Source organism: Candidatus Hydrogenedentota bacterium (assembly GCA_035450225.1).
Classification (GTDB): Bacteria; Hydrogenedentota; Hydrogenedentia; order Hydrogenedentales; family SLHB01; genus DSVR01.
In genome coordinates this window covers 1-22,707 of record DAOTMJ010000027.1, presented here as the reverse complement: position 1 = coordinate 22,707, position 22,707 = coordinate 1, and the positions used below count along the sequence as shown (strand labels likewise).

General features: G+C 56.6%; 16 protein-coding genes. 9 read left to right on the top strand and 7 right to left on the bottom strand.

Going from position 1 to position 22,707, the window contains the following annotated elements; all coding sequences use genetic code 11:
• Positions 1-3: 3 nt before the first annotated feature.
• Positions 4-2,079 (bottom strand): response regulator, encoded by a 2,076-nt coding sequence (locus P5540_13910; protein HRT65911.1) that lies wholly within the window; start codon positions 2,077-2,079, stop codon positions 4-6.
• Between the two features lie 324 nt (positions 2,080-2,403).
• Here P5540_13910 and P5540_13905 point away from each other — a divergent pair, with 324 nt between their 5' ends.
• Genes P5540_13905 through P5540_13880 form a run of 6 tightly spaced genes read left to right on the top strand, consistent with a single transcriptional unit; the run spans position 2,404 to position 11,376 of the window.
• Positions 2,404-3,930, top strand: a complete 1,527-nt coding sequence (locus tag P5540_13905; GenBank protein ID HRT65910.1) for a PfkB family carbohydrate kinase — start codon at positions 2,404-2,406, stop codon at positions 3,928-3,930.
• 12 nt (positions 3,931-3,942) lie between these two features.
• Positions 3,943-5,010: a radical SAM/SPASM domain-containing protein gene (locus P5540_13900; GenBank protein HRT65909.1), complete on the top strand. Its 1,068-nt coding sequence runs from the start codon at positions 3,943-3,945 to the stop codon at positions 5,008-5,010.
• 48 nt (positions 5,011-5,058) lie between these two features.
• Complete coding sequence (locus tag P5540_13895; GenBank protein ID HRT65908.1) at positions 5,059-6,216, top strand: SGNH/GDSL hydrolase family protein; 1,158 nt, start codon at positions 5,059-5,061, stop codon at positions 6,214-6,216.
• Positions 6,213-7,415, top strand: coding sequence for a hypothetical protein (locus P5540_13890; GenBank protein HRT65907.1), 1,203 nt, complete (start codon positions 6,213-6,215; stop codon positions 7,413-7,415). The genes P5540_13895 and P5540_13890 overlap by 4 nt, the downstream gene beginning before the upstream one ends.
• Complete coding sequence (locus P5540_13885) at positions 7,396-9,666, top strand: hypothetical protein (protein ID HRT65906.1); 2,271 nt, start codon at positions 7,396-7,398, stop codon at positions 9,664-9,666. Before P5540_13890 ends, P5540_13885 begins: the two co-directional genes overlap by 20 nt.
• A 15-nt stretch (positions 9,667-9,681) precedes the next feature.
• Positions 9,682-11,376 carry a hypothetical protein gene (locus tag P5540_13880; protein ID HRT65905.1) on the top strand — a complete coding sequence of 565 codons (1,695 nt, stop codon included), beginning with the start codon at positions 9,682-9,684 and terminating at the stop codon, positions 11,374-11,376.
• An 8-nt stretch (positions 11,377-11,384) separates the two neighbouring features.
• Here P5540_13880 and P5540_13875 read toward each other — a convergent pair whose 3' ends face one another.
• Positions 11,385-12,545 (bottom strand): sialidase family protein, encoded by a 1,161-nt coding sequence (locus P5540_13875; GenBank protein HRT65904.1) that lies wholly within the window; start codon positions 12,543-12,545, stop codon positions 11,385-11,387.
• Between the two features lie 757 nt (positions 12,546-13,302).
• Between P5540_13875 and dnaN the strand changes: the two genes are divergently transcribed.
• Together dnaN and P5540_13865 are read left to right on the top strand one after the other, a co-directional pair.
• Positions 13,303-14,409 carry a DNA polymerase III subunit beta gene (dnaN, locus tag P5540_13870; GenBank protein ID HRT65903.1) on the top strand — a complete coding sequence of 369 codons (1,107 nt, stop codon included), beginning with the start codon at positions 13,303-13,305 and terminating at the stop codon, positions 14,407-14,409.
• Between the two features lie 18 nt (positions 14,410-14,427).
• A complete protein-coding gene (locus P5540_13865; protein ID HRT65902.1) occupies positions 14,428-15,051 on the top strand; it encodes an ATP-dependent Clp protease proteolytic subunit in 624 nt (207 codons plus the stop codon).
• A 4-nt stretch (positions 15,052-15,055) separates the two neighbouring features.
• Here the strand turns inward: P5540_13865 and guaA are convergent, their stop codons facing one another.
• Both guaA and guaB read right to left on the bottom strand, forming a co-directional pair.
• Positions 15,056-16,603 (bottom strand): glutamine-hydrolyzing GMP synthase, encoded by a 1,548-nt coding sequence (gene guaA, locus P5540_13860; GenBank protein ID HRT65901.1) that lies wholly within the window; start codon positions 16,601-16,603, stop codon positions 15,056-15,058.
• A gap of 3 nt (positions 16,604-16,606) precedes the next feature.
• Positions 16,607-18,079, bottom strand: a complete 1,473-nt coding sequence (guaB, locus tag P5540_13855) for an IMP dehydrogenase (GenBank protein ID HRT65900.1) — start codon at positions 18,077-18,079, stop codon at positions 16,607-16,609.
• Positions 18,080-18,304: 225 nt separating this feature from the next.
• Here guaB and P5540_13850 point away from each other — a divergent pair, with 225 nt between their 5' ends.
• Complete coding sequence (locus tag P5540_13850) at positions 18,305-18,745, top strand: DUF488 domain-containing protein (GenBank protein ID HRT65899.1); 441 nt, start codon at positions 18,305-18,307, stop codon at positions 18,743-18,745.
• Between the two features lie 78 nt (positions 18,746-18,823).
• Here the strand turns inward: P5540_13850 and P5540_13845 are convergent, their stop codons facing one another.
• The 3 genes from P5540_13845 to P5540_13835 all read right to left on the bottom strand — a co-directional run.
• Positions 18,824-19,795 (bottom strand): endonuclease/exonuclease/phosphatase family protein, encoded by a 972-nt coding sequence (locus P5540_13845; GenBank protein HRT65898.1) that lies wholly within the window; start codon positions 19,793-19,795, stop codon positions 18,824-18,826.
• 383 nt (positions 19,796-20,178) lie between these two features.
• On the bottom strand, positions 20,179-21,936 hold the full coding sequence (locus P5540_13840; protein ID HRT65897.1) for a metallophosphoesterase family protein: 1,758 nt from the start codon (positions 21,934-21,936) through the stop codon (positions 20,179-20,181).
• 232 nt (positions 21,937-22,168) lie between these two features.
• Positions 22,169-22,707, bottom strand: a 539-nt coding sequence (locus P5540_13835; GenBank protein HRT65896.1) for a succinate dehydrogenase/fumarate reductase iron-sulfur subunit, incomplete at its 5' end; no start/stop codon positions are given.

The window sequence follows — 22,707 nt, the reverse complement described above, 5'->3', positions numbered from 1 at the left end:
CTGTCAGGCAAGCACCTGTTGCAGAATAGACGCCAACTTGTCGAAATCGTAAGGTTTTTCGATCAGCGCGCTTACTTCCAAGCCGGCCAGGCGCGATTGAAGTTCGCGTTCGGCGTAACCGCTCGCTAGAATGACGGGGATATCCGGCCGGATTCGGCGCAATTCCGCCAGCGTCTGCACACCGTCCATGCGCGGCATGCTCAGATCGAGCAGCACACAGCCAATATCCTTCGATTGCTCCTCGAACAATTCGAGTGCGTCCAGACCATCGGCGGCCGTAAGAACGCGATATCCCATCTGTTCAAGCGTCATGGCGCCGAGTTCCAGCATGTCAGGCTCGTCGTCCACAAACAAAATGACGCCTGCGCATGAGGGCCGGTCCGCGGCAGATGCCGGCGCGCTGTCGGATGGCGCCGGATCAGTACGGTCCGCCACGGGCAGAAGTATCCGGACCGTCGTGCCCGCGCCCGGAGCGCTGCGAACCAGGATGACGCCTTTATGGGCGCGTACGATTCCGAGCACCGCCGACATTCCCAATCCACGACCCGTGAATTTGGTTGTGAAAAACGGATCGAAGAGCCGTTCCAAAGTTTCCCCGTCCATTCCGCATCCCGTATCAGTCACCTCCAGGCAAACATAATCCCCCGCCGGAGCGCCAAACATAACACGGCTGCCGCGCAAATCGTCTTCCGTACAATAAAGCGCCGAAGTGGACACGATCACCTCGCCGCCCTCATCGGCATCCAACGCCTCGGCCGCATTCAGTATCACATTCATTGCCACCTGCTGGATTTGGGCCGCGTCGGCCTCTATCGGCGGAAGATCGCCGACCAGATTCAGCCGCAACCGCGCTTTTTTTGACATGGATGACTGAATCAGCCCGACGATTTCGCCCACAAGATCGCCCAAATTCAATACTTGAAGAGTGAAAGACCCTTTGCCCGCGTAGGCCAGCATCTGGCGCGTCAACACCGCGGCGCGGCGCGTGGAACGTTCGATATTTTCGATAAACGGGCGGGCGGGCGACAGATCCGACACGATTTTCTTGATATGATGCACGTTGCCAAGAATGAGATGCAGAATATTGTTGAAATCGTGGGCGAGTCCGCCGGCAAGCACGCCGAGACTTTCCAGTTTCTGCGCATGCTGAACTTGCCTTTCGAGATCCCGCCGTTCCGCTTCGGCTCGCTTGCTTTCGGTAATGTCGCGAACAGTGGCCATCAGCAGGCGCTTGCCGCAGTAATTGAAACCCGAAAGCAATACCGTGGCCGGAAACTCAGTCCCGTCCACCCGGCGATGCGTCCATTCGAAAAAGCGGGAGCCCTTTTCCAGGGCAAGGCGCTTTATCTCACGGACCTTGACATCCGATCGGATGCCGTCCGGCTGAAATTCCGGCGACAGGGAAGCCGGCGAATGGGTGATAAACTCTTGCTCGTCACGGCAGGCAAACAGGGCGGCCGTGGCCGGGTTTGCGGCCAAAAAACCCTCTTCCGGCGACAAAACCATGATGGCGTCCCGGGACTCCCAATAAAGCGACCGATAACGTTCCTCGCTGTCCCGAAGCAACATCTCCATTTGGGACCGATCGGCAATCTCATTCAGCAGCCTCTGATTGGTCTCGATCAACTCCGACGTTCGCTCCGCAACGAGTCTTTCCAGTTCCGCTTCGGTCCGCTTGCGATCGGTAATGTCCACTTCGACCCCGTCCCAGACCAGAACGCCCTCCGCTATATAACGGGGAGTGGAAGTAAATTCAAACCACCGCAGGCGGCCGCCGGGAAGGCGGCTCTGCACCTCGACATGCAATGGAGTGAGTGTTTTCAAGGCCTCTTCCTCGCGTGCCGCAACCAATGCGCGATATTCGGGCAAGACCTGGCCGTAAAGCGCCCCGGCATCGGCCAGCACCTCCTCCACAGTTACTTCGTTCAGGCGTTCCACCGATCGGCTGATATAAGTGAAGCGCCGTCCGCCGTCCGGTTCGGCCATCAACTGATAAACCACGGCATTGGAAAGGTTGTCGGCCAAGGCGCGCAGCCGTTGCTCGCTTTCGCGCAGCGCCTCCTCGATGTTCCTGTGCACGGTACACCCCATTCGTTTACCAGCCTGTAGCACGGGCTCAATACGAAGCCCAACGTTATACCTTTTGCGGAAGCAATGCAACCGGCGAACGGATCCCGCCCGACCCTCTCCAACCCGCCGAAAAGCGCGCCTTTTCCTCTTTTTTTCGTCCCGACAACATTAGTCATTGCCGCGACAGCAGAAGACTAAAATAGCCGGCGCGGTTCTCAACCGGGAAAACACGATTATGGGCGCCATTCGATGCACCCATCCCGTCGTTTCCTTCGTTTGTCCTTCAAACAAGGGGTGTGTTAGCATCGGTTTGAACCTATGGAGCGGAATGCCGTGCCTCTATCCGGAAAAATAATGAGCCTCGACGATCTGAAGGCCAAACTGGACGCCGCACGCGCGAACGGCAAGACCATCGTCCATTGCCACGGCGTGTTCGATCTGCTGCATATCGGCCACATCAAACATCTGCAGGCGGCGCGTCGGCTGGGCGATGTGCTCATCGTCACGCTGACGCCGGACCATTTCGTGGACAAAGGACCGCACCGGCCCGTCTTCACGGACCAGTTGCGCGCCGAGGCCTTGGCCGCGCTCGAATGCGTGGATTATGTGGCCATCAACAAGTGGCCGAGCGCCGTCGAAACGATTCTCCTGCTGAAACCCAATTTTTTTGTGAAAGGCGCGACAAACGAAACCGGCCTGCGCGATCATACCGGCGCCATCCTGAAGGAAGAGGAAGCGGTCAGGAGCATCGGCGGCCAACTCCATCTTACGGAAGAGGACACGTTCAGCGCATCGGCCCTGATCAACCGGTACACGGATCTTTTTTCCCCTGAAGTGCGGCTGTATCTCGAGGAATTCCGGTCGCGTTATTCCGAAGAAGATATCTTCAAGTATCTGCGTGACATCGCCACGCTCAAAATCCTCACCATCGGCGAGACGATCATTGACGAGTATTGTTTTTGCGACGTGATGAACAAGGCCAACAAGGATCCCATTCTCGCCGCGAAACTCAAGTACATGGAGCGCTACCTAGGCGGCATCCAGGCCATCAACAACCACCTGGCGGGATTCTGCGGCCGCCTGAACTGCCTGACGGCGCTGGGCGACCACGACACGCAGGAAGCATTCATCCGAGAACACCTGAACGGCAACGTCGGCCTGCATTTCATCCGCAAAACAGACGGGCCGACCATTGTCAAGCGGCGTTACCTGGAGGATTATCTCAGCATCAAATTGCTGGAAACCGACGCGATGAACGACGATCCGCTGCTGCCCAAGGACGAGGCGGCGTTTATTGAAAAGGTCGCATCGCTGGCGCCGGAGCATGATGTCGTTATCGTGGCGGATTATGGCCATGGGCTGATGACGGAAAAGGTAATCGAAGTCTTGTGCGAAAAGGCGCCTTTCCTGGCGTTGAACGTACAGGTCAACCCTGGCAACTATGGTTTCAATCTGGTGTCGCGGTATCCGCGCGCGGACTTCGTGACAATTGACGAACCGGAAGCGCGGCTCGAAATGAAGAAAAAGCACGTGGACATCCAGAACATCGCGCAGGTGCTGGCCCAACAGTTGAAATGCCGGAGTTTCCTGCTCACCCGCGGCCAGAACGGCACGGTCGGCTACGACGAGCGGACCGGCTTTTCGCGCACGCCGGTCTTCAGCGTGAAACTCGTGGACCGCATCGGCGCGGGCGACGCGTGCCTCGCGCTGACGGCGCCGTGCGCGGCCCTCGGCGCGCCCACCGAAATCCTCGGATTCATCGGGAACGTGGCGGGCGCGGCGGCCTGCGCCGTCATCGGCAACAAGAGCTATCTCGACCCGGTCTCGTATTTCCGCAGCGTCTCCTCGTTGATGAAGTAAGCCAGGAATCCCATGGACAAGTTCCGCATAGACAGCCACAAGATGATGTATCACGCGGGACGGGTGGGCGCGTGGCTGCAGGGGGATAACGTTTATCCCATCTACATCGAGACGAGCCCCTCGGGCGCCTGCAACCACCGGTGCCGGTTCTGCGGCAAAGACTTCATGAAGTACCAGCGGCGGTTTCTCGATTGGGACATGTTCCGGGAGCGCCTGGCGGAAATGGGACGCCTGGGCGTCAAAAGCATCATGCACGCGGGGGAGGGGGAGCCGCTGCTGCACAAACACATGGCGGAGATTATTCAGGCCGGCAAGGCCGCGGGCATAGATCAGGCGCTCAATACCAACGGGGTCCTGTTCACGCCCGAAAAGGCGGAGGCGATTCTTCCGCATGCGCAATGGGTCCGGGTCAGTTTCGACGCGGGCACACGGGACACCTACGCCTATCTGCACCGCACGCAGCCGGGCGATTTCGACACCGTCATCGAAAATCTCCAGCAAGCCGCCCAGATGCGAAGGGCCAACGGGTGGGCCTGCGCCCTTGGCCTACAGATGATCCTGTTGCCGGAAAACCGGACCGAAGCGGTCACGCTGGCCGGCATTGCGCGCGATATCGGCATGGATTATCTCGCAATCAAGCCGTATTCGCAGCATCCACTCAGCATCACGGACGAGTACCGGGAGGTTTCCTACGAGCAGGATCTCGCCCTCGCGGAAGAATTGCGGCGGTTCAACACGCCCGATTTCACGGTCGTTTTCCGAGCGCACGCGATGCGCAAATGGGATGAGGCGGCCCGTTCGTATGACCGCTGTTACGCGATGTCGTTCTGGACATACATTGACGCCGCGGGCAAGGTGTGGGGCTGCTGCAATTATCTCGGCGATGAACGGTTCCTGCTGGGAAACCTGTACGAGAATACCTTCGGGGAAATCTGGAACGGCGAACAGCGGCGGGCGGTCATCGCGTGGGTTCAAAACGAGATGGACGCGCACCAATGTCGCATCAACTGCCGGATGGACGAGGTAAACCGGTACCTGTGGGATCTCAAGCACCCTCCGGATCACGTCAATTTCATATGAACATTCATCAAGAAGGACCGGCGCGCCGCCGGGCCGCCACACGTCGCCATGTCCTCGCTTAGCGTTGGCAAGACGATTGTCTATTCGTTGCTGCCGCTCGTGCTGCTCGCGGTGCTGTTGGAGTCCCTCTTTCGGGTGGTCGAAATCTGGCGGCCGCCGCTGCCCGTGGATTACGGATGGGGGTTCGACGCGAACAGCCGCCTTTTCGTTCCGGACGCAAAATCGCCGGATACGATGATCACGGCCCCGCAAAAACGCGTCTCGTTTCAAGACCAATACTTCAAGATGCCGAAGCCGGAAAACACGTTCCGCGTTTTTTTCGTGGGCGGATCGTCCATCAACTACGCCCGCGGCGCCATCCGATCGCTTGCGTTGCGCATGGCTGTCCGTTATGCGGACCTGTGCCGGTTCGAGTTCATCAACGCGGGCGGGTGCGGCTACGGAACCCACCGGCTGGTCCCCGTCGTGGCGGAACTGCTCGGCTACCAGCCCGATCTCATTGTGTTCTACGAGGGAAACAACGAATTCGAGGAACAGGAACAATTGGAATTCGTGCGGTTGTGGTCGCTGCCGCTTCAGCGGGCGCTGTACAAGTCCGCGTTTTGCCGTTTCATCCGCGATCGCGCCGCCATGCTGCGGGTAAACGCGATGCGGCGCGAACGCAACCGCGAACTGCTGCGCTTGTCTCCGGAGGAAAACGGCAGCACCCGGCTCAAGACCTTCACGCCGGAACAGATTGACGAACGCATGACCGTGTTCGAACACAACCTGTCGCTTATGGTTGCGATGTGCCAAATGAAAAACGTGCCGCTCGTTTTGTCAAGCGTACCGTCAAACCTCTGCAATCCGCGACTGGATAACGGAAGGGAACGAGAAACCATACGCGAATTTTTCGCACGCGGACAATTCGCGGAAGGCGCGCAATACGCGCGCGAGGTTCTGAAACGATCGACGCGCCATCAGGCCTCGGACACCGAAAACGCCATCATCCGGAAAATCGCGCGGGAAAAAGGAATCCCGCTCGCGGATGTCGAGGCGAAAATCATCGCCGCGGAACCGCACGGCGTTCCGGGCGAGACCCTGTTCACCGACTGGTGCCATCTCAACGATCAAGGCGTGGAGCACATGATGGCCGCCTTCGAGGAGCGCATCACGGAGCAAATCGAATTGAAACGAGCGTCGTTGACCGGGAAAACCGTACGATGAAACGAACAGCCAGCCTTCTAAAGAACTTGGCGCTGGCGCTTGTCTCCGTGTGGATCGCCGCCGGAGCCGTCCGGCTGCTGGATTGGACCGTCGGCGAAATGGTCGTCAACAAATGGTGGCCGGGTCCGATGGGCCTTCTTTTTCAGCCGGGCACGGAGGATCATTGGAAAACACGCGACTATGCGTGCGATGAATACATCAACTCGCTCGGTTTCCGCGACCGGGAAACACCGCGGAAAAAGACGAGCGCGTACAGAATCGCGGCGATAGGCGATTCATTCACCTATGGTTGGGGCGTCAACCTTGAAGACGCGTGGTGCAAGCGCCTTGAGCGCAACCTGCGCGAACAGGGAATGGACGTCGAGGTGCTGAATCTCGGCAAGCCGGCCGCCGGACCGAACGAATACGCGGCCATCGCGGAATCGGCCATGCCGGTCCTGCGGCCCGACCTTGTGCTGATTGGATGTCTCGCGGGGGACGATCTTCAGCAGGCCGGCGCGGGGATCGCGTGGCGAGACCTCATCGCTTCCCGGTATCCCAATCTGGTCCATTGGGCGCGGTATTGGAAAAACCGGCGGGTTTACGCTACCCAATCCCTGATCTCGAAACGATCCGCGGAGGAATGCCGCGCGATATGGATTGAAGTGGCCAAGGGTCTGCTGAAAAACATGCCGGCGGAACACCGCGCGCGTTTCGATCGCCTGGAAGAATCCGTCCGGGCCGACTTTCACAACGGCCTGATCAACCCGTGGATGATCAACCATGCCGCCGAATCGCCCTGTTACTTCCTGAACACGGTGCGCATCGAAGATCTGGAAGACCGCATCGCGCCCATGGCAAGGGCTTTCAGGCGCATCGGAAACGCCGCACGCCGATACGGCGCCCGCGCCATTGTCCTGTCCATTCCCGAAGGCTTTTATGTAAACAAGGAGGCGTATCGCAATGTGCAACGCGTCGGATTCCAAACCGATCCCGGCATGCTGGCCACCAATGCCCCCGACGAGGCGGTGCGGCGCGCCTGCGAACGGGCCGGCCTGGATTTTCACTGCGTGACAGACGGGTTTCGCGCCAGAGGAGAGGAATCCGGTCTGTATTTCGAATTCGATCGCCATTTTACGCCCGCGGGCAACGCACTGTTTGCGGATCTTGTCGCGCCCTTGATCGCGGAGGACATCGGCCATGCCGCCCGCGCACACTAAACGGTTACGTTCGGAGGCCGCCGTGGTGGCGGCGATCTTCGTCGTCGCAACCGTCGGCTGCTGGTCCTACATGAAAGCGTTCGGCATTGTCACCGGTCCCGAACACAATGTCTCGGACATGTTGCGTCCGGCCGTTTTTTATGCCTCGGGATACGGATTTTCAGAATCGCAGACGCTGCCGGACGGCGTGCAGGATTTCCTGGCCCATAAAACGCCCCGGCTGGAAAAACCGCTTCCTTCCGGACTGCCCGTCCAGCCGGCACGGGGCCTTTTCTACCAGGATCGCTTTTACCTGATTTACGCGGTAGGGATTGTGTGGCGCCTGTTCGGCATCTCGTGGGCCAACGTGGCCATTCTGTCGTCGTTGTTCTTCGGCGCAACGGCCGCCGTCGTCTACGGCATTTTCCGCCTCGGCATGCGGCGACCGATCGCGCTGGCCGGCGCGGCGGCGGCCATGTCGTCGCCTTCGATGCTTGTGGAACTCCCGTCCATTCGCGATTTCACGAAGGCGCCGTTCATCCTCGCGGCGCTTTTTCTCTGCGGCTGCCTTATCGTGCGGCCCGTCACCCGACAGCGCTATTTCGCTACGGCCTTGGCCATGGGACTCGTCATCGGCGCGGGGATGGGATTTCGGCAGGATGCCGTTGTTTGCCTGCCGCTTGCGCTGTTCTTCCTGTTGTTCCTTGCGCGCGGGACGCCGCCCGTAGAGCCTAAGACCAATCCGTCGGATCCGTCCGATCCGACGGATCGGGCCGGTTGTCCGCCTCGCGGTGTGCAACGCCTCCCGTTGAAAACACGCATGACGGGCGCCGCGCTGACCCTTGCGGCCTTTGTTGTTCCGGCATGGCCCGCGCTTTCGATTACCTCCGAAACCGGCGGCAACAACGCCTTCTATCTGACCCAGGGGTTCTCGCTGCCATGCCTGCAATCCGTCGATCTCGAACGCGCGTCCTATACGCCGCTCTTCTCCAATGCCGATTACCTCGTTCATGCCTTCATCTACACCCACGCAAAAACGCACCTGGCCTATTACCAATCGCTGCCCGGATTTTACCTAGCCCTGCTGTTCACGGCGTTCGGAGAAGCCTTGGCCACGCCGGCAACGCCCACGCTCGCGTTCGCGCCCCAGGCGGCGCTCATGATGAGCGAAAGCATGGATATCTGGACCCCGCCCGCGGAAAAGGCCGCGAGACGCTATGTCTACGAAATCGCCGCCACTTTTCCCGGCGACGTTGTCGCGCGATGGTACGCCGCGACGCTGCGAATCGTGCGCAACCTGTCGAACGGCACCTTTACCGGCCATCTCGATGCGATCGCAAAAACGGCGGCAAACATCCATACGCCCATAGCCGGACATCTGTACCGCTTCGGCCTGTGGTATGCCGCGGCGGCCATTCTAATCATCGCGGGACGCGACATGCGGATCGCCTTCGGCGTTCTGTGCCTGTTGATCTATCTGTGCGGTTACCCGAGCCTTGAATTTCAAAACCGGCACGCGTTCCATCTCAATTTCGCCTCGCTATGGTTCCCGGGCTTCGTGTTGGACCGGATCGTCGGCGCCGTAAATCCGCAACAACTCAGACGTCTCCGGCCCGGCGGCATGTTGCGCGCCGCCATGCGCGCAGGTTTCTTTGCCGCTGCCGCTGCGCTGCTGTTGTGGGCGCCACTGTACGCGGCGCGCGCATGGCAGGAACGAAACATCGTCGAATTGATCGAACAATACCGAATGGCAGAACTCGAACCGCTGCCCTCGACGGTCAGCCCCTATTCCGGCGGCGGAAAAATCTATTGCCCAAGCCGTTTTCCTTCGTTGGAACACATTCCACCCGTTAAACTGTGGAATGTTCTAGCGTTTGCCGGACTCCCGGTCGAGCGCGTTCCGGATATCCTCTTTGAATACGTGGCCGTCGAAATCGAATCCTCGGGCGAAGACCCAAACGTCGTCTTCAAGTTCGACGATCCCGCCTCGGGTTGCGACACCTGGGAGCTGTACCCCTTGTCGGGCGAACCCAATCCATGCACATTCCGCCTGTTCTTTCCGGTCTTTCGCTTCACGGAAAATTTTCCCCGGTTCCATGATGCCCCCCTGTCAACACTGCGGGGAGTCGTCTTTCCCGACAGCGTTCGGGTAAAAGGTTTTTACCGGGTTCGCAACAAGGAAGATTTTCCGCTTCTGATGAATGTGTGGTTGCCGTCCGATTTGTCTTTTTTCAAGACACACCAGAAACTAAAACTTTTCCCGCATCTGTGAATGGAATCGAAATACATGAGATCAAAACGTTATGTGCGGATAGCGGCGGTTACGCTTGTCGTTTCGACGGCGCTTGCCGTCTTTCCGGCTAAAGGTGAAGACGAACCTTCGCCTGCTTCCGCGCAGGATATCCTGCGGCTTGCCCCCGAATCAGCCGCCTTGTCTCTGGCCTTTCCGCCCATGAACGACCTCATGAAGAAAATACATCTGCTGGCTGGTTTGTTTTCAGACCCCGGCACGGAACCGGCGGATGGAGCCGCCCGCATCCTCATGCAATGGCTTCGCGACAGCGGCCTTTCCGAACAGAAAACCCTGTCGGATATGCTACAGACCTACGGACTGGATCCCGGCGCGCCTTTCGGACTTTTTCTCGATCCGTCCCCGGTGGCCCTGCATGCGCGGAAGGTCACGGAACTGGCGGAATCGGGCACGGCATGGTGGCAAGCCCTTCCCGCCGGCGCGAACCGAAAACATACCAATAATTGGTTCCACTCCGATTTCATAAACGCCGTGGCCGTGATAGGGTGCATCGATCCCGCTCTGGCGTTGAGCCGCTTGGAAAATCTTCTTGAGATTGTGCTCGGCGGAGAACCTCTCCGCGAAGAAATCGTTGAAAATTTTACCATTCGAATCCACGCGGACGGCATGGCCTGTGGCGTCGCGGGAAAACTTCTCTTTGTTGGCAACCACGTTCCCATGCTTCGGGAAGCGCTGGAGAGGATATCCAAACCCGCGTCGGTACGGTACGGCGCCCCCGAATGCCCGGCCAAGGCGCCGGGGCCGGTGGTATGCGCAACACGCTTGGATCGCCTCTACAATCTTCAGCCCGAATTGTCCGAATATTTAAGACGCATCGCAGTGGCCGAAAAAAAACCATCCGGATTGAACAATGTCCTGCACAATCCGATCGCCGCATCCATGGGAAGCGATCCGTGTATTTCGACGTTGGATGTCACGGAAAAAGGGATCGAGTTTGCCGCATGGCTGGACCTTTCCGCGCATACCCGCTACGCGGCCATTATAGGAAACGCGAAACCAGCCCGGCTCGGCGCGTTCATGCCTGAAGAATGCCAAGCCTTTTTGTGCCTGCAATTGACGGAAAACGTCCGGGATCTGCTTCGACAAAGATGGATTCCTTTTCATGCCGAAGACATCCACGATCCCATCGGCTTCTTTCGATCTTTTCATTTCCTGAACGGCGAGACGGCGCTGGGCATTGTCGGCGGGAATGGTTCTCCGCGCGTGTTCGCATTGGCCGAAGTTTCGGAATTCGACTCGCTCAAGGCGATGATTGAAAAGACACAGTCATCGGCCCCGTGGATTGAAGATCCAAACGTCCCCGGCGCACGCTTCGCCGATTATCCCCCCTATTTTTTCCTGGGACGCCTTGGGAATGTGGCTATTGCTGCAACCGAGCGGGAATCGTGCCGCCGATTGGCTCAAGCCTTGGCTAGCAACCAAAAAACAGCTATTCTCGAAATGCACGCGTCGTCCATTGAACCCGACATGCCCCTGTTCGGCCTGCTTTCGCTCGAGACGGATGACTTGGATTCGATCCTGCCATTCGTCGCAAAGTGGGTCGGCGCGGAGTCTCCTGAATCCTTTGGGCCGCTCGGATCCACAATCGCACGGCTTTTCCGTGAAATACAGTTAGGAAAAGTCTTTCAAGGAAACTGGCAAAAAGTATTTGCGGAATTATCCCTGCGCTGATGGGCCTATCATGGACTATCCGCGCCGCCGGTCAGCCATTCGAGTGAAAACAGTGCGAGAGTAATTGTCTCATAGGGTTTCGTTACGCCACACTCGAACAAACATCCAATCTTTCCATCCGCCGTGACTACAAGATCAGAATAGGCGGAAGGTCCGTTCCACAATGATTTGGAAACAGGCCATGTCCTGCATTCGTCATAACTGAGTCGGACTGTCATATTCTCGCGTTTCTTGCTGGCGGGATTTGAGAACAGGACGCGGTTCTTTCCATCGTCTTTTTCTATGCTGAATCGTAATACGCTGGCTTGACAAACCGGATCGAGTAAGGCTTCGTCATCGCGACAAGATTGCCACGTCATGCCGTTGTCGGAACTAACAGACACGGCGCGACGATTCGTGTTTCGATAGTTGCGCATATTCAAATAAAGAGAACCATCGGCCAATTGGACCGCGGTGCACTCGTTGGTGCGCGAATCAAGGATGCCGCCGATTTGCCAAGACATCCCGCCGTCATCGCTGAATATGACATGCGAATGCATGTCGTCGAATGCCGGACCCGTCGAGTGATCGCACGGGGCAACCATACGTCCCCCGGCAAGTTGAATCCCGTGACATGGACCCGTCGCATACCAGCGAAAATCCGGTTTGCAAACCTCCGAACTGATGTTCGATGGCGTAGACCATGTAACGCCGTCGTCCGTGCTTCGGGTCAGCCACACGGTGCGTGGCGATGCCGTGCCATTTATAATCTGGAATTCGTTCTCATGGCCTTTGTTCTTCGTCAATAAAAGCACAAGGGTTCCGGTCTTTTGATCCACGATGGGACAGGGATTTCCACAGGTGTCGTTACCGTCATCAACAATGACTTTCGTTTCATCCCACGTGAAACCATTGTCAAGGCTTCGTTGCAATAACAGATCAATATTGCCGGTATCCGACGAACTATTCTTTCGACCTTCACAAAAGGCAAGCAATGTTCCCTTTGTCGTTTTGACAATGGCCGGAATCCGGTAAGTGTCATAACCTCCTTTACCTGACTCGAAAAGTACAATACGTTTCATCCCTTCATTCTCTCCAAACGAAGAATTGACGAAAGCGATGAACGCTATTATCGCCACCGGCAACATAATAAAGAATTTACGAAGTGGTTCTTTATAAAGCACAATCATAAATGTTCATTTCCTATATGTAATATGCAACTGAAATTCTTCTTTGCCTCGCTTTATCAACCATAACGAAAAACAGGAGGAACGGGCAAATTATTAGAATTTGATTTTCAATTTATCAATATTCGTACTAAAATTATATGTTGATAAGATGTGGATAACTATAAACCGCAAGCATTTACCTTGAAATGAAAGATGTTTTATTTTTTACCATAACTCATTTGTATATAAAGACTTATGGACAATTAGACGGCGATAAAGCCCGTTGTCGATATTTTTCTAAAACATTGTTTATAAACGATTTATACGAATCATTATCGAAAGGTGACTTTATTGAATTCTCAAACAAAAATGTTTCACGACCTGTGGATAAACTGTTTGAAGAAGTTCCCAATCCCTTCCAATGCTTGAGGAAGCAAAGGTGAATAACCTGTTCTAAAACCGTGAAACTTGGTTTCCACTTTCAAAGCGCGTCAACTACGTATAAGGTGTGCATAAATGGAAAAAAATTGACATTCTTGGCGGTCATCAGACCGTGAAAGGCCATTCAAAGTTCTTTAGAAATCCAAAGGTGTGGACAGCGTGGATGATTTGTCAGAAAAAACTGTCAACATAGAAACAAGCCAAATTGCTTTCACGCAACGACTTGCCCGGATATCAACCGATTCAACAAACACGACTATTACTAAGACTTGATTTTTATATAACCCTAGATAATAATACGGACAACAATTCCTAGCGCATGCATGGAGAGTCTCAAATGAAAATCCGAATTCCACGACAAGACTTGCTGGACAACGTCAATCGGGCCAAAACCGTCGTGTCCTCCAAAACGGCTCTGCCGATTCTTTCGCATCTCCTCTTGGAAACGTGTGAGAGCGCCGTTCGTCTTTCGGCCACCGATCTGAAGGTCAGCATTGAGTGCATGGTGGATTGTACGGTCGAGGAACCGGGATCGTTTACAGTTTCGTCACAGCGATTGGCAATGATTCTTTCGGAATTGCCCGATGCGGATGTCACGATGGAACTCGGGGACAACAATATAATCCATCTGAGTTGCGGACGGATTAGGACCCGTCTCTTTAGCATGCCTCCGGAGGAATTTCCCCCCATTCGTGCATTCGACAATATAGAACCACTCGTGTTTTCGCAGGAAATGCTCAAGAAGATGTTTTTGAAAACGTCTTTTGCTATTTGCACCGACCAGGCAAGGTACAATCTTACGGGATTGCTGTTTGAAATCCAAGAAGGACGATTGACGGTTGTGGCGACGGATGGCCGCCGCATGAGTGTTTGTTCCGAGAGTGAAGGCATTCCGGAGGGGGCCAATATTAAAGTCATTATACCCGGCAAAATGATAGGCGAACTTGAACGGTTGCTCGGCACGGAAGGCGAAGTCTCCGTTTATCTTGACGAAGCGCAAACGGCTTTCTCGTTCAATAATACAAGGCTCGTGACAGCCATTATTGAGGGAAACTTTCCAAATTACGAGGTGGTCATTCCAAAGAAGCATGACAAGGAAGTGGTAATCAATACGTTGGCTTTTACGGAAGCAGTGCGGCGTACGCGGACGATGACGAACGAAAAGTTCAACAATGTCCGGTTTATATTGAGCAGCGGCCTTTTGCAGTTGAAGGTTGTAACGCCGGAAGTGGGCGAATACGAGGAAGAACTAAGCGTTGAATACGATGGCGATCAGGTCGAAATCGCATTCAATCCTGATTTTATACTCGATATACTCCGCAATATTGACACGGAAATGGTATCATTGATTCTGAAGGATACGACCAGTCCGGGCATTATAAAGCCTTGTACCGATGCAGCCAGCGAGACCTATACCAATGTCGTGATGCCGATACGGCTGTAGTGTATTAAATCGTCCTTCTTGCCGGCGATTTTTTCCTACCGTTTATGCTTCGATAAAGGAAACTGTTTCATGTCTTGTTCTGAATCTTCACCGAATCCCAATGCGAGTATTCTCGATCGTCTTTTGAAAGTGCGCACGATTCTCATAGGGGGACCCATCGAGGAGGAACTCGCCGAACGGGTCATTGCACAGGCCGTCCTGCTCAATTCCGAATCGCAGGATCCCATCCGCATAATTCTTACCACGCCCGGCGGCATGGTGGATGTTGGATTCGCCATACACGATGTGTTCAAGTTCATCACGGCTCCGTTGACAATTATCGGTGCGGGATACGTGGCGAGCATGGGAATTCCCATTTTGCTTTCCGTTCCTCATGATAGAAGATTTTCCTTGCCCAATACACGGTATATGATGCATCAGCCAAGCGGCGGAGCCGGCGGTCAAGCAAAGGATATTCGTATCACCGCGCAGCAAATTATCAAAACCCGCGAAAGGCTCAATCTCCTGATTTCCAGGGAAACGGGACAGCCGCTGGAAAAAGTCAGCGCAGACAGCGACCGCGACTTTTGGATGAGTGCGGAAGAGGCGCTTGAATACGGGTTGGTTTCAAAAATCGTGAAGAATGAAAAGGAACTTGCGTAAAGTTTCACTCCCACTCAATGGTTCCGGGTGGTTTTGATGTTATGTCGTATAGCACGCGGTTGATGTGCTTGACTTCGTTGCAAATTCGGTTGGCGGTGCGCTGCAAGACCTCCGGCGGAAAACGATACCAGTCGGCGGTCATGGCATCCTCGCTGGTTACGGCGCGCAGCGAGCAGACTTCCTCGTAGGTGCGTTCATCCCCTTGAACGCCGACGCTTTTGACCGGCAATAGACAAACGAGCGCCTGCCATATTTCGCGATACAATCCGGCCTTTTTGATTTCTTCAATAAAAATGGCGTCCGCGGCGCGCAGCGTGTCCAGTCTTTCCTTTGTCACGTTTCCGATGCATCGCACGCCAAGCCCTGGTCCCGGAAACGGGTGGCGCCATACGATGTCGTCCGGCAGGCCGAGTTCCTTGCCCACGGCGCGCACCTCGTCCTTGAACAATTCCCGAAGGGGTTCGAGCAGTTCCAATTGCATGATGTCCGGCAGACCGCCCACATTGTGGTGGCTTTTGATAACGGCCGAAGGTCCACCGGTCGCGGACATGCTTTCTATCACGTCCGGGTACAGGGTGCCTTGCGCCAGAAAATCGTTGTGCCCCAATTTAGCCGCTTCTTCCTCGAACACCTCGACAAATACGCGTCCGATTATTTTTCGTTTGGCTTCGGGTTCGCCGACCCCCGCCAACTCGGAAAGAAATCGGGCCTCGGCGTCCACGTAGCGTAAGTCAATGTGGAAATGTCCGCGAAACACTTCTTGGACCATCTCCGGTTCGCCCTTGCGCAGCAGCCCGTTGTTCACGAATACACAGGTGAGCCGGTCGCCGATGGCACGGTGTATCAGCATGGCGGCGACGCTCGAATCCACACCGCCGCTCAGACCGCACAACACACGCTTGCTTCCCACGCGCGCGCGGATATCGGCTATGGCGTGTTCCACAAAGGATCCCATGGTCCAGTCGGAGGCGCATCCGCAGATTTTATGCACGAAATTGGACAGGATGCGCGGTCCTTGGGGCGTATGGACGACTTCGGGATGAAACTGCACGCCGTAGAACCGCGCGTCCGGCTTGACGATGGCCGCGTAGGGACAGTTTTCGGTTCGTCCGATGACCTCAAATCCCGGCGGCATGATCGAAATGGCATCGCCGTGGCTCATCCAGACCTGCGTGCGAGGATCTATTCCATCGAGAAAACCCGATGTGTCGCTATTTTCCAGATGGGCGATGCCGTATTCGCGGCGGTCCGATCGCTCCACCTTTCCACCGAGCATGTGCGCGAACAGTTGCACGCCGTAGCAAATTCCGAGAATGGGAATGCCCATGTCGAATACGCCCGGATCCGGCATGGGCGCGCCCGGCGCATGGACGCTGGCCGGTCCGCCGCTGAAAATGATGCCGGCGGGATTCAGGGCGCGAAGGTCGTCCAAGGGCGCGTTGTAGGGGACAATCAAACTGTACACGTTGGCTTCGCGGACGCGGCGGGCGATGAGTTTGCTGTATTGCGCGCCAAAGTCCAGCACGACGACGGGCCGGCCCATTCCCTGCATGGCTTACCTCATGACCTGATAATTTGGGGGTTCCTCGGTAATGGTGACGTCGTGCGGGTGGCTTTCGCGAAGCCCCGACGCCGTCACGCGCACGAATTGGGTGCGCGTCTGCAATTCGTGGATGTTCCGGCAACCGCAGTAGCCCATGCCGGCCCGCAGGCCGCCGACGAGTTGATGGACGTATTCCGCCAACGAACCGCGGTAGGGCACGCGCGCCTCAACACCCTCGGGTACGAGTTTGGCCGCCTGTTCGATGTCGAACTGCATGTAGCGCGCCTTGCCGCCTCGCTGCATCGCCTTGAGCGATCCCATGCCACGATGGACCTTGTACGTGCGACCCTCGTAGAGGATTGTGTCGCCCGGGCTTTCCTCGGTGCCCGCAAAGAGGCTGCCGATCATGACCGTGTCGGCCCCCGCCGCGATGGCCTTCGTGATGTCGCCCGAATACTTGATGCCGCCGTCCGCGATGACGGGAACGTCTTTCTTTGCGGCGGCCTCCGCGACGTCGAGAATCGCGGTGAACTGCGGCACGCCGGCGCCGGCCACAACGCGCGTCGTGCAAATCGAGCCGGGCCCCACGCCCACCTTGACGGCATCGGCCCCCGCTTCAATCAAATCCATCGCGGCCTCTGGCGTGACGATATTGCCGGCGACCACGTCCACGTCCGGAAACGCGTGCTTGACCATGCGCACGGTGTCGAGGGCCATGTCCTGATGGCCGTGGGCCGTGTCAACGACGAGGACGTCCACATGCGCCTCGACCAGCGCCTGGGCGCGTTCCAGTTCGGCCTCGCCGGTTCCAATGGCCGCCGCCACGCGGAGGCGTCCGTCCGCATCCTTGCAACTGCGCGGAAAATCACGCGCCTTGTTGATGTCCTTGATGGTAATCAGTCCCACCAACGTGCCGTCGTCGGTCACGATGGGCAGTTTTTCTATTCGGTGCTCGTGCAAGAGGCGCTTGGCCTCCTCGAGCGTCGTGCCCGGCAGCGCGGTCACCAGATTCGTGCGCGTCATGACCTGTTCAATGGGCACCGAGAAATCCACGAGAAAGCGCAGATCGCGGTTGGTGAGAATGCCGACAAGTTTGCCGTTTTTGTCAGTGATGGGCACGCCGGAGACATGGTAGCGTCCCATGAGTTCTTCGGCTTCCCGGACGCTTTGATGGGGACTGAGCGTAATCGGATCGGTAATGATGCCCGACTGCGACCGTTTCACGCGGTCCACTTCGGCGGCCTGATCGCGGATCGCGAGATTTTTATGAATGACGCCGATACCGCCTTCCTGCGCGATGGCGATCGCGAGGCGCGCCTCGGTCACCGTGTCCATCGCCGCGCTGACCAGGGGGATATTCAGGCGAATCCGGCGCGTAAAACGGGACGACACGTCAACGTCCCGCGGAAGCACGCTCGAACGCGCCGGACGCAACAATACATCGTCGAACGACAAACCTTCGGAAAACCGGTCACTGTTACTCATACCGCCTCATGAAAACACCTGTCCCTTGGGATGTTCGCCCGGATGCACCACGCCCTCCGGAACAATGATTATAGAGAGGCCTTGTCGCCCTGTCAAACGAACAAATTTTTCGGGATTTTTTCAACGAGAGAGGAAGCCTACGACCGGCAGGGCGAGCGCATCGCCTTTCACCATGACGAGGAATATCAAACGGAAAACGAATTCGTTGCGCCGTGAGGAAACGGAATGGCCATACATCTTTTTACCATCGGTTTTACGAAGAAGGGCGCGGAACGCTTCTTCACGGTTTTGCGTGAATCGCGGGTTCGGCGTGTTCTTGACATCCGATTGAACAACGTGTCGCAATTGGCCGGATTTGCCAAGCGCGACGACTTGAAATTCTTTCTGCGGGAAATATGCAATGCCGATTATCTTCACGTGCCGGAATGCGCGCCGACCAAGGAGATCCTGGATAAATACAAGAAGAAGCATGGAGACTGGGAAGAGTATGAGGCGTGTTTTCTGCCTCTGATTGAGGAGCGGAAAATAGAAACGCTGTTGACGGCCGATCTTCTCGATTATGGATGTCTTCTTTGCAGCGAGCCAACGCCTGAAAAATGCCACCGCCGTTTGGTGGCCTCCTACTTGGAGGCTAAAATCCCCAATTTACAGGTCAAAAACCTGTGAAAGAAAAAAGGGAAGAGCGACGGACAGGGGGATGGAATGGCGTCGAAGTGAACAGGGAGGCCTTATTGATATTTCTTGTCAGGGCCGCAGGATGATATCCGCCGAGACGCCGTAATAATCGGAGAGGTCTATCAGTTTTTTGCCATAATAGGAAGTGGAACGGAAAATGGTCTGTGTGTCGAATGCGGTTCCGCTCCCGTTCGGGTTGAGCAGGACGTGATCGATAAGCGAGGGCCGGCCTTTTTTCCCTCTTTTCCATGAATTTTCCGGATCGGACGAATAGGGCCGGGGATCGTTTATCGGCGCGTCCTGCAATTCGAGGATTTTCAACAGCGCGTCGTAGGCCGGCGTGCCCTTGTCTGTGTTGAAATCGCCGAGCGCTATGAAGGGCACGCGATTCTGGCGAAGGGGCAGCAATCGTTCGCGGATTGCCTCGACGGCCGCGTCCTTGTCGCTTTGTTTGCCCGTGGGGAAATGGGTGCCGGCCATCTGGAACCGCAGACCGTCCTTCACGCCTTCAATCAGGCAGCATCCCTTCGAGGTCCACCAGTTCACGCCGTGCAATTGGGGATAGGTCACGTGATCCACGTATCGTATCGGCACGCGGCTTATGAACCAAACGCCGTTGCTCAGCGCACGCCAGCGGGAAGCATAACGGGGATATACCATGAAAGGGTAGGCGTCCTTCAGTTTTTCCTTCAGTTTTTCCAGCGATTCCTGGTCGAAGGCTTCCTGAAAACAGATGACATCGTAATCTTCCTGGATGAGCGAGTCGGCAATACATGGCGCGCGGATGGCTTGCAGTTTCTGCAGGTCTTCGCTGAAGGGAGACAGCATGACGGGCAGCATCTGAATATTCCACGTCAGCACTTTCAAGGTCGTTTCCGTTTTTTGCGGCGCGGCAAGATACTCTTGCCACTGGGCGTCGGAAATAGACTCCTTTGGAAAAACGACGCGGTGCACGCGAAACGTCCATACAAATGCGGCGCAAAGAAGGGCAACAATGGTGAGGAACGCGGCGCCGAGACCCAGCAGGATTTGTTTCTTCATTTCACCGCACCTTGAAATGTGTGTTTTTGCGCCATGGACCGCGTCAAGAATATACAGGCCATTTCTATAATACAACTTTTTTTGCCATTACTTGAGAGGGCCGAGTTCATGCATGGATCACCTGTTCCGAACACGTAAAGGAAGTCCTTTGGGCGCGGAGCGTAGGACAGACTGTCCAGTCTGTCTTTTTTGAAGCCACGCCATGTCCGTGGACAGACAGGCTGGACAGCCTGTCCCACGCATTCGCCCTTGTATCTGCCATGCCGGCACTCCATGATTGACGCTTCAATACCATTCCAGAACCCGTTCAACCAGAAAAACACCCATTCTTGGGAGATTTCAGACTGAAACAAGCCCCGGGAATTCGGTACTCTCAAGTGCCATTACTTGGCAACGGTATATTCGTCCACGATTTTGCCGGACTTGTCGAACGCGCGGGACGTGACCGTACGGGAATCCACTTGGAACGCCACGCAGAGCGGCGTGCCGGAGGCGTCGAACACGGCGGCGTATTCGGGTTTCGGTATCGCCTGCGGCCTTCCGCCGACGGACACGGTAATACAGTAAATGGTTCCGTCCCGGGTTGACTCGACCCGTTGGCCGGCCTTCATTGGATACGTGCGCAGATAGTTATGAACGTGGCCGGTCAACACGAAATCCACGTGATGGGCATCGAACAGCGGGAGCCAATTCTCGACGATTTCCGGGTTTTCGTCGTCCGGCGCGTAGGGGGGGAAATGCAAGACCGCGAAGGTCCATGCCGTAGTCTTCCCTTGCAGTTGTCGTTCGATCCACGGCGCCTGCATTTCAACGGGCGCGGTGACGTCGGGCATGAGAAACAGCGCGTCGCCGTATTGGAAACTGTAGGCGCGCCCCGTTTCGAGTCCGGCGGGACCGTTCGCGGGCAGCGCGAACATCGCGCAGTACAATTCCGGTCCCATGCCGTCAATATTGTCGTGATTGCCCATCGAGGGCATGACGGGGAAGCGCGGCGTGAACGCGGCGGCATGGTTGAACAGACAATCCCAGTCGTCGCGATGCTGGCCCGTTCCGACCAAATCGCCGGAAATGGTGCAGAACGCCGGTTTGGGACACTTCGCGAGGCCCGCCGCAAGCAGGTCGCCGGTGACGGGATTGTTGTGCGTGTCGCTCAGCCAGAAAAAAGTAAACGGATCGCCTCCGGCCGGAGCGGTCGTGAAATCGGCGGATACGCCTGCCGGTTCAATCGAATAGGCATACCGTGTTCCCGGCTTCAGTCCGTCCAGCACGGCTGTGCAGCGATACGTCTCGCGATCGTTCAGGATGAGCCGATCCACCAGGGGTCGGCAGGCGGGTTTGACTTCAATCCACGGCGCGTCGTTTTCCGCGCCGGCCTCGCGGTAGCGAACGGTTCCGCCGGGCGATTTGCATCGCCATTGGATAGCTTGCGTCGTTCGGGGGTCGCCATTCCAAGTAAGCAGGACGTGGTCAGGCTTTTCCGTGGACGGATAGGGAGTCTGGCGAAAGGCGCCGATCAGATGCGCTTCACGGGCCCGTCCGCGAATGGTCGGCAGGAGAATTTGCCCTTTCAGTTCGTCCGGCACATCCGTTAGCACGAGATCCGGCCAGTCGTGATAGGTATAAGATCCCGGTTTCATCTCGAATATCTGCTGATCCGCCGGAAAGAATCGGGTCAAGATAACCTTGTCGCCGGGGCGTTGCGGTCCCACGACGACGAAGTAATGCGGACGGTGTTTATCGAAACCGTTGATGCCAAGGCCGATGCGGCCGGCGTCGAAGGCTTTTTGCCAGACTTCGTAGGTGTATTCCTCGTTGCGCGCCTTGAGATTTGTTTTGTTGAAGCCGGCCTCTTCCAGCCAGAACGGCGCAACGGGTTGTTTTTCATCGCGCAGCACCGAAACCACGACCGGCACGTTCGCGTCGAATCGCCAGTATTCGGTTGCGAACACGCGGCGATCCTCGTCCGTAATGAAGGGGGCGATGACGGCCGCGTCCGCTTTCATGAGTTGCTCCCCGGTCAGCGCGTCGCCCATTCGGGCAAGGACCCGGTTCATCGCGCCTTGGATCGGCGTTTCCGCAAACGCGCCCATGCAACAGAAACACAGAAGAAACACGATGAACGACAGAATGGCACGGCGCATAGATAGTTCCTCCTTTCCGGTTGCGGTTTACATCCCCATATTACCATTATCCGCCACGCATGCGAGAATGCGCGTGATGAAGGCAATGGAAGAAAGCCCCTGCTTGTCTTATGGGCGCCGAGGATTGCGTGGACGGGATGGACGTGTAAAAGGTTTTATTTTTTGGGTGAAGACCACGCGGCCCCTCGCGTCCACTTGTTCCCTGCGTGGCGAGAAAAGCGAAGCGCCCCCCTCACGAACGTATAAAAGCGGCTCTCAGGTTTTCGCGATTCATCGTGGTGATGTTTTCGACGCCGACCTGCTTGGGACATACGGCATGGCATTCGTAGTGTTTCGAGCACGGCCCGAAACCTTCCTCGTCCATCCGGCGCGCCATGGACCGGACGCGTTGTTCCCGTTCGGGATGTCCTTGTGGCAGCGCGGCGAGTTGCCCGATTTTGGCCGCCGCGAAGAGGCTCGCGGACGCATTCGGACACGCCGCAGTGCACGCGCCGCAGCCGATGCATTCCGCGGATCGGAATGCGGCTTCGGCGCGTTTTTTGGGGATGGGGATGGCGTTGGCGTCGGGAGCTTGGCCGGTCCGCACCGAGACGTATCCCCCGGCTTGGATGATGCGGTCGAGCGCGGAGCGATCCACGACGAGGTCGCGTATGATCGGAAAAGCGGTGGCGCGAAACGGCTCCACGACGATGACGTCGCCGTCGTGGAAATGTCGCATATGAAGCTGGCAGAGCGTGGTGGCGGGGCGCGGACCGTGGGGGCGTCCGTTCA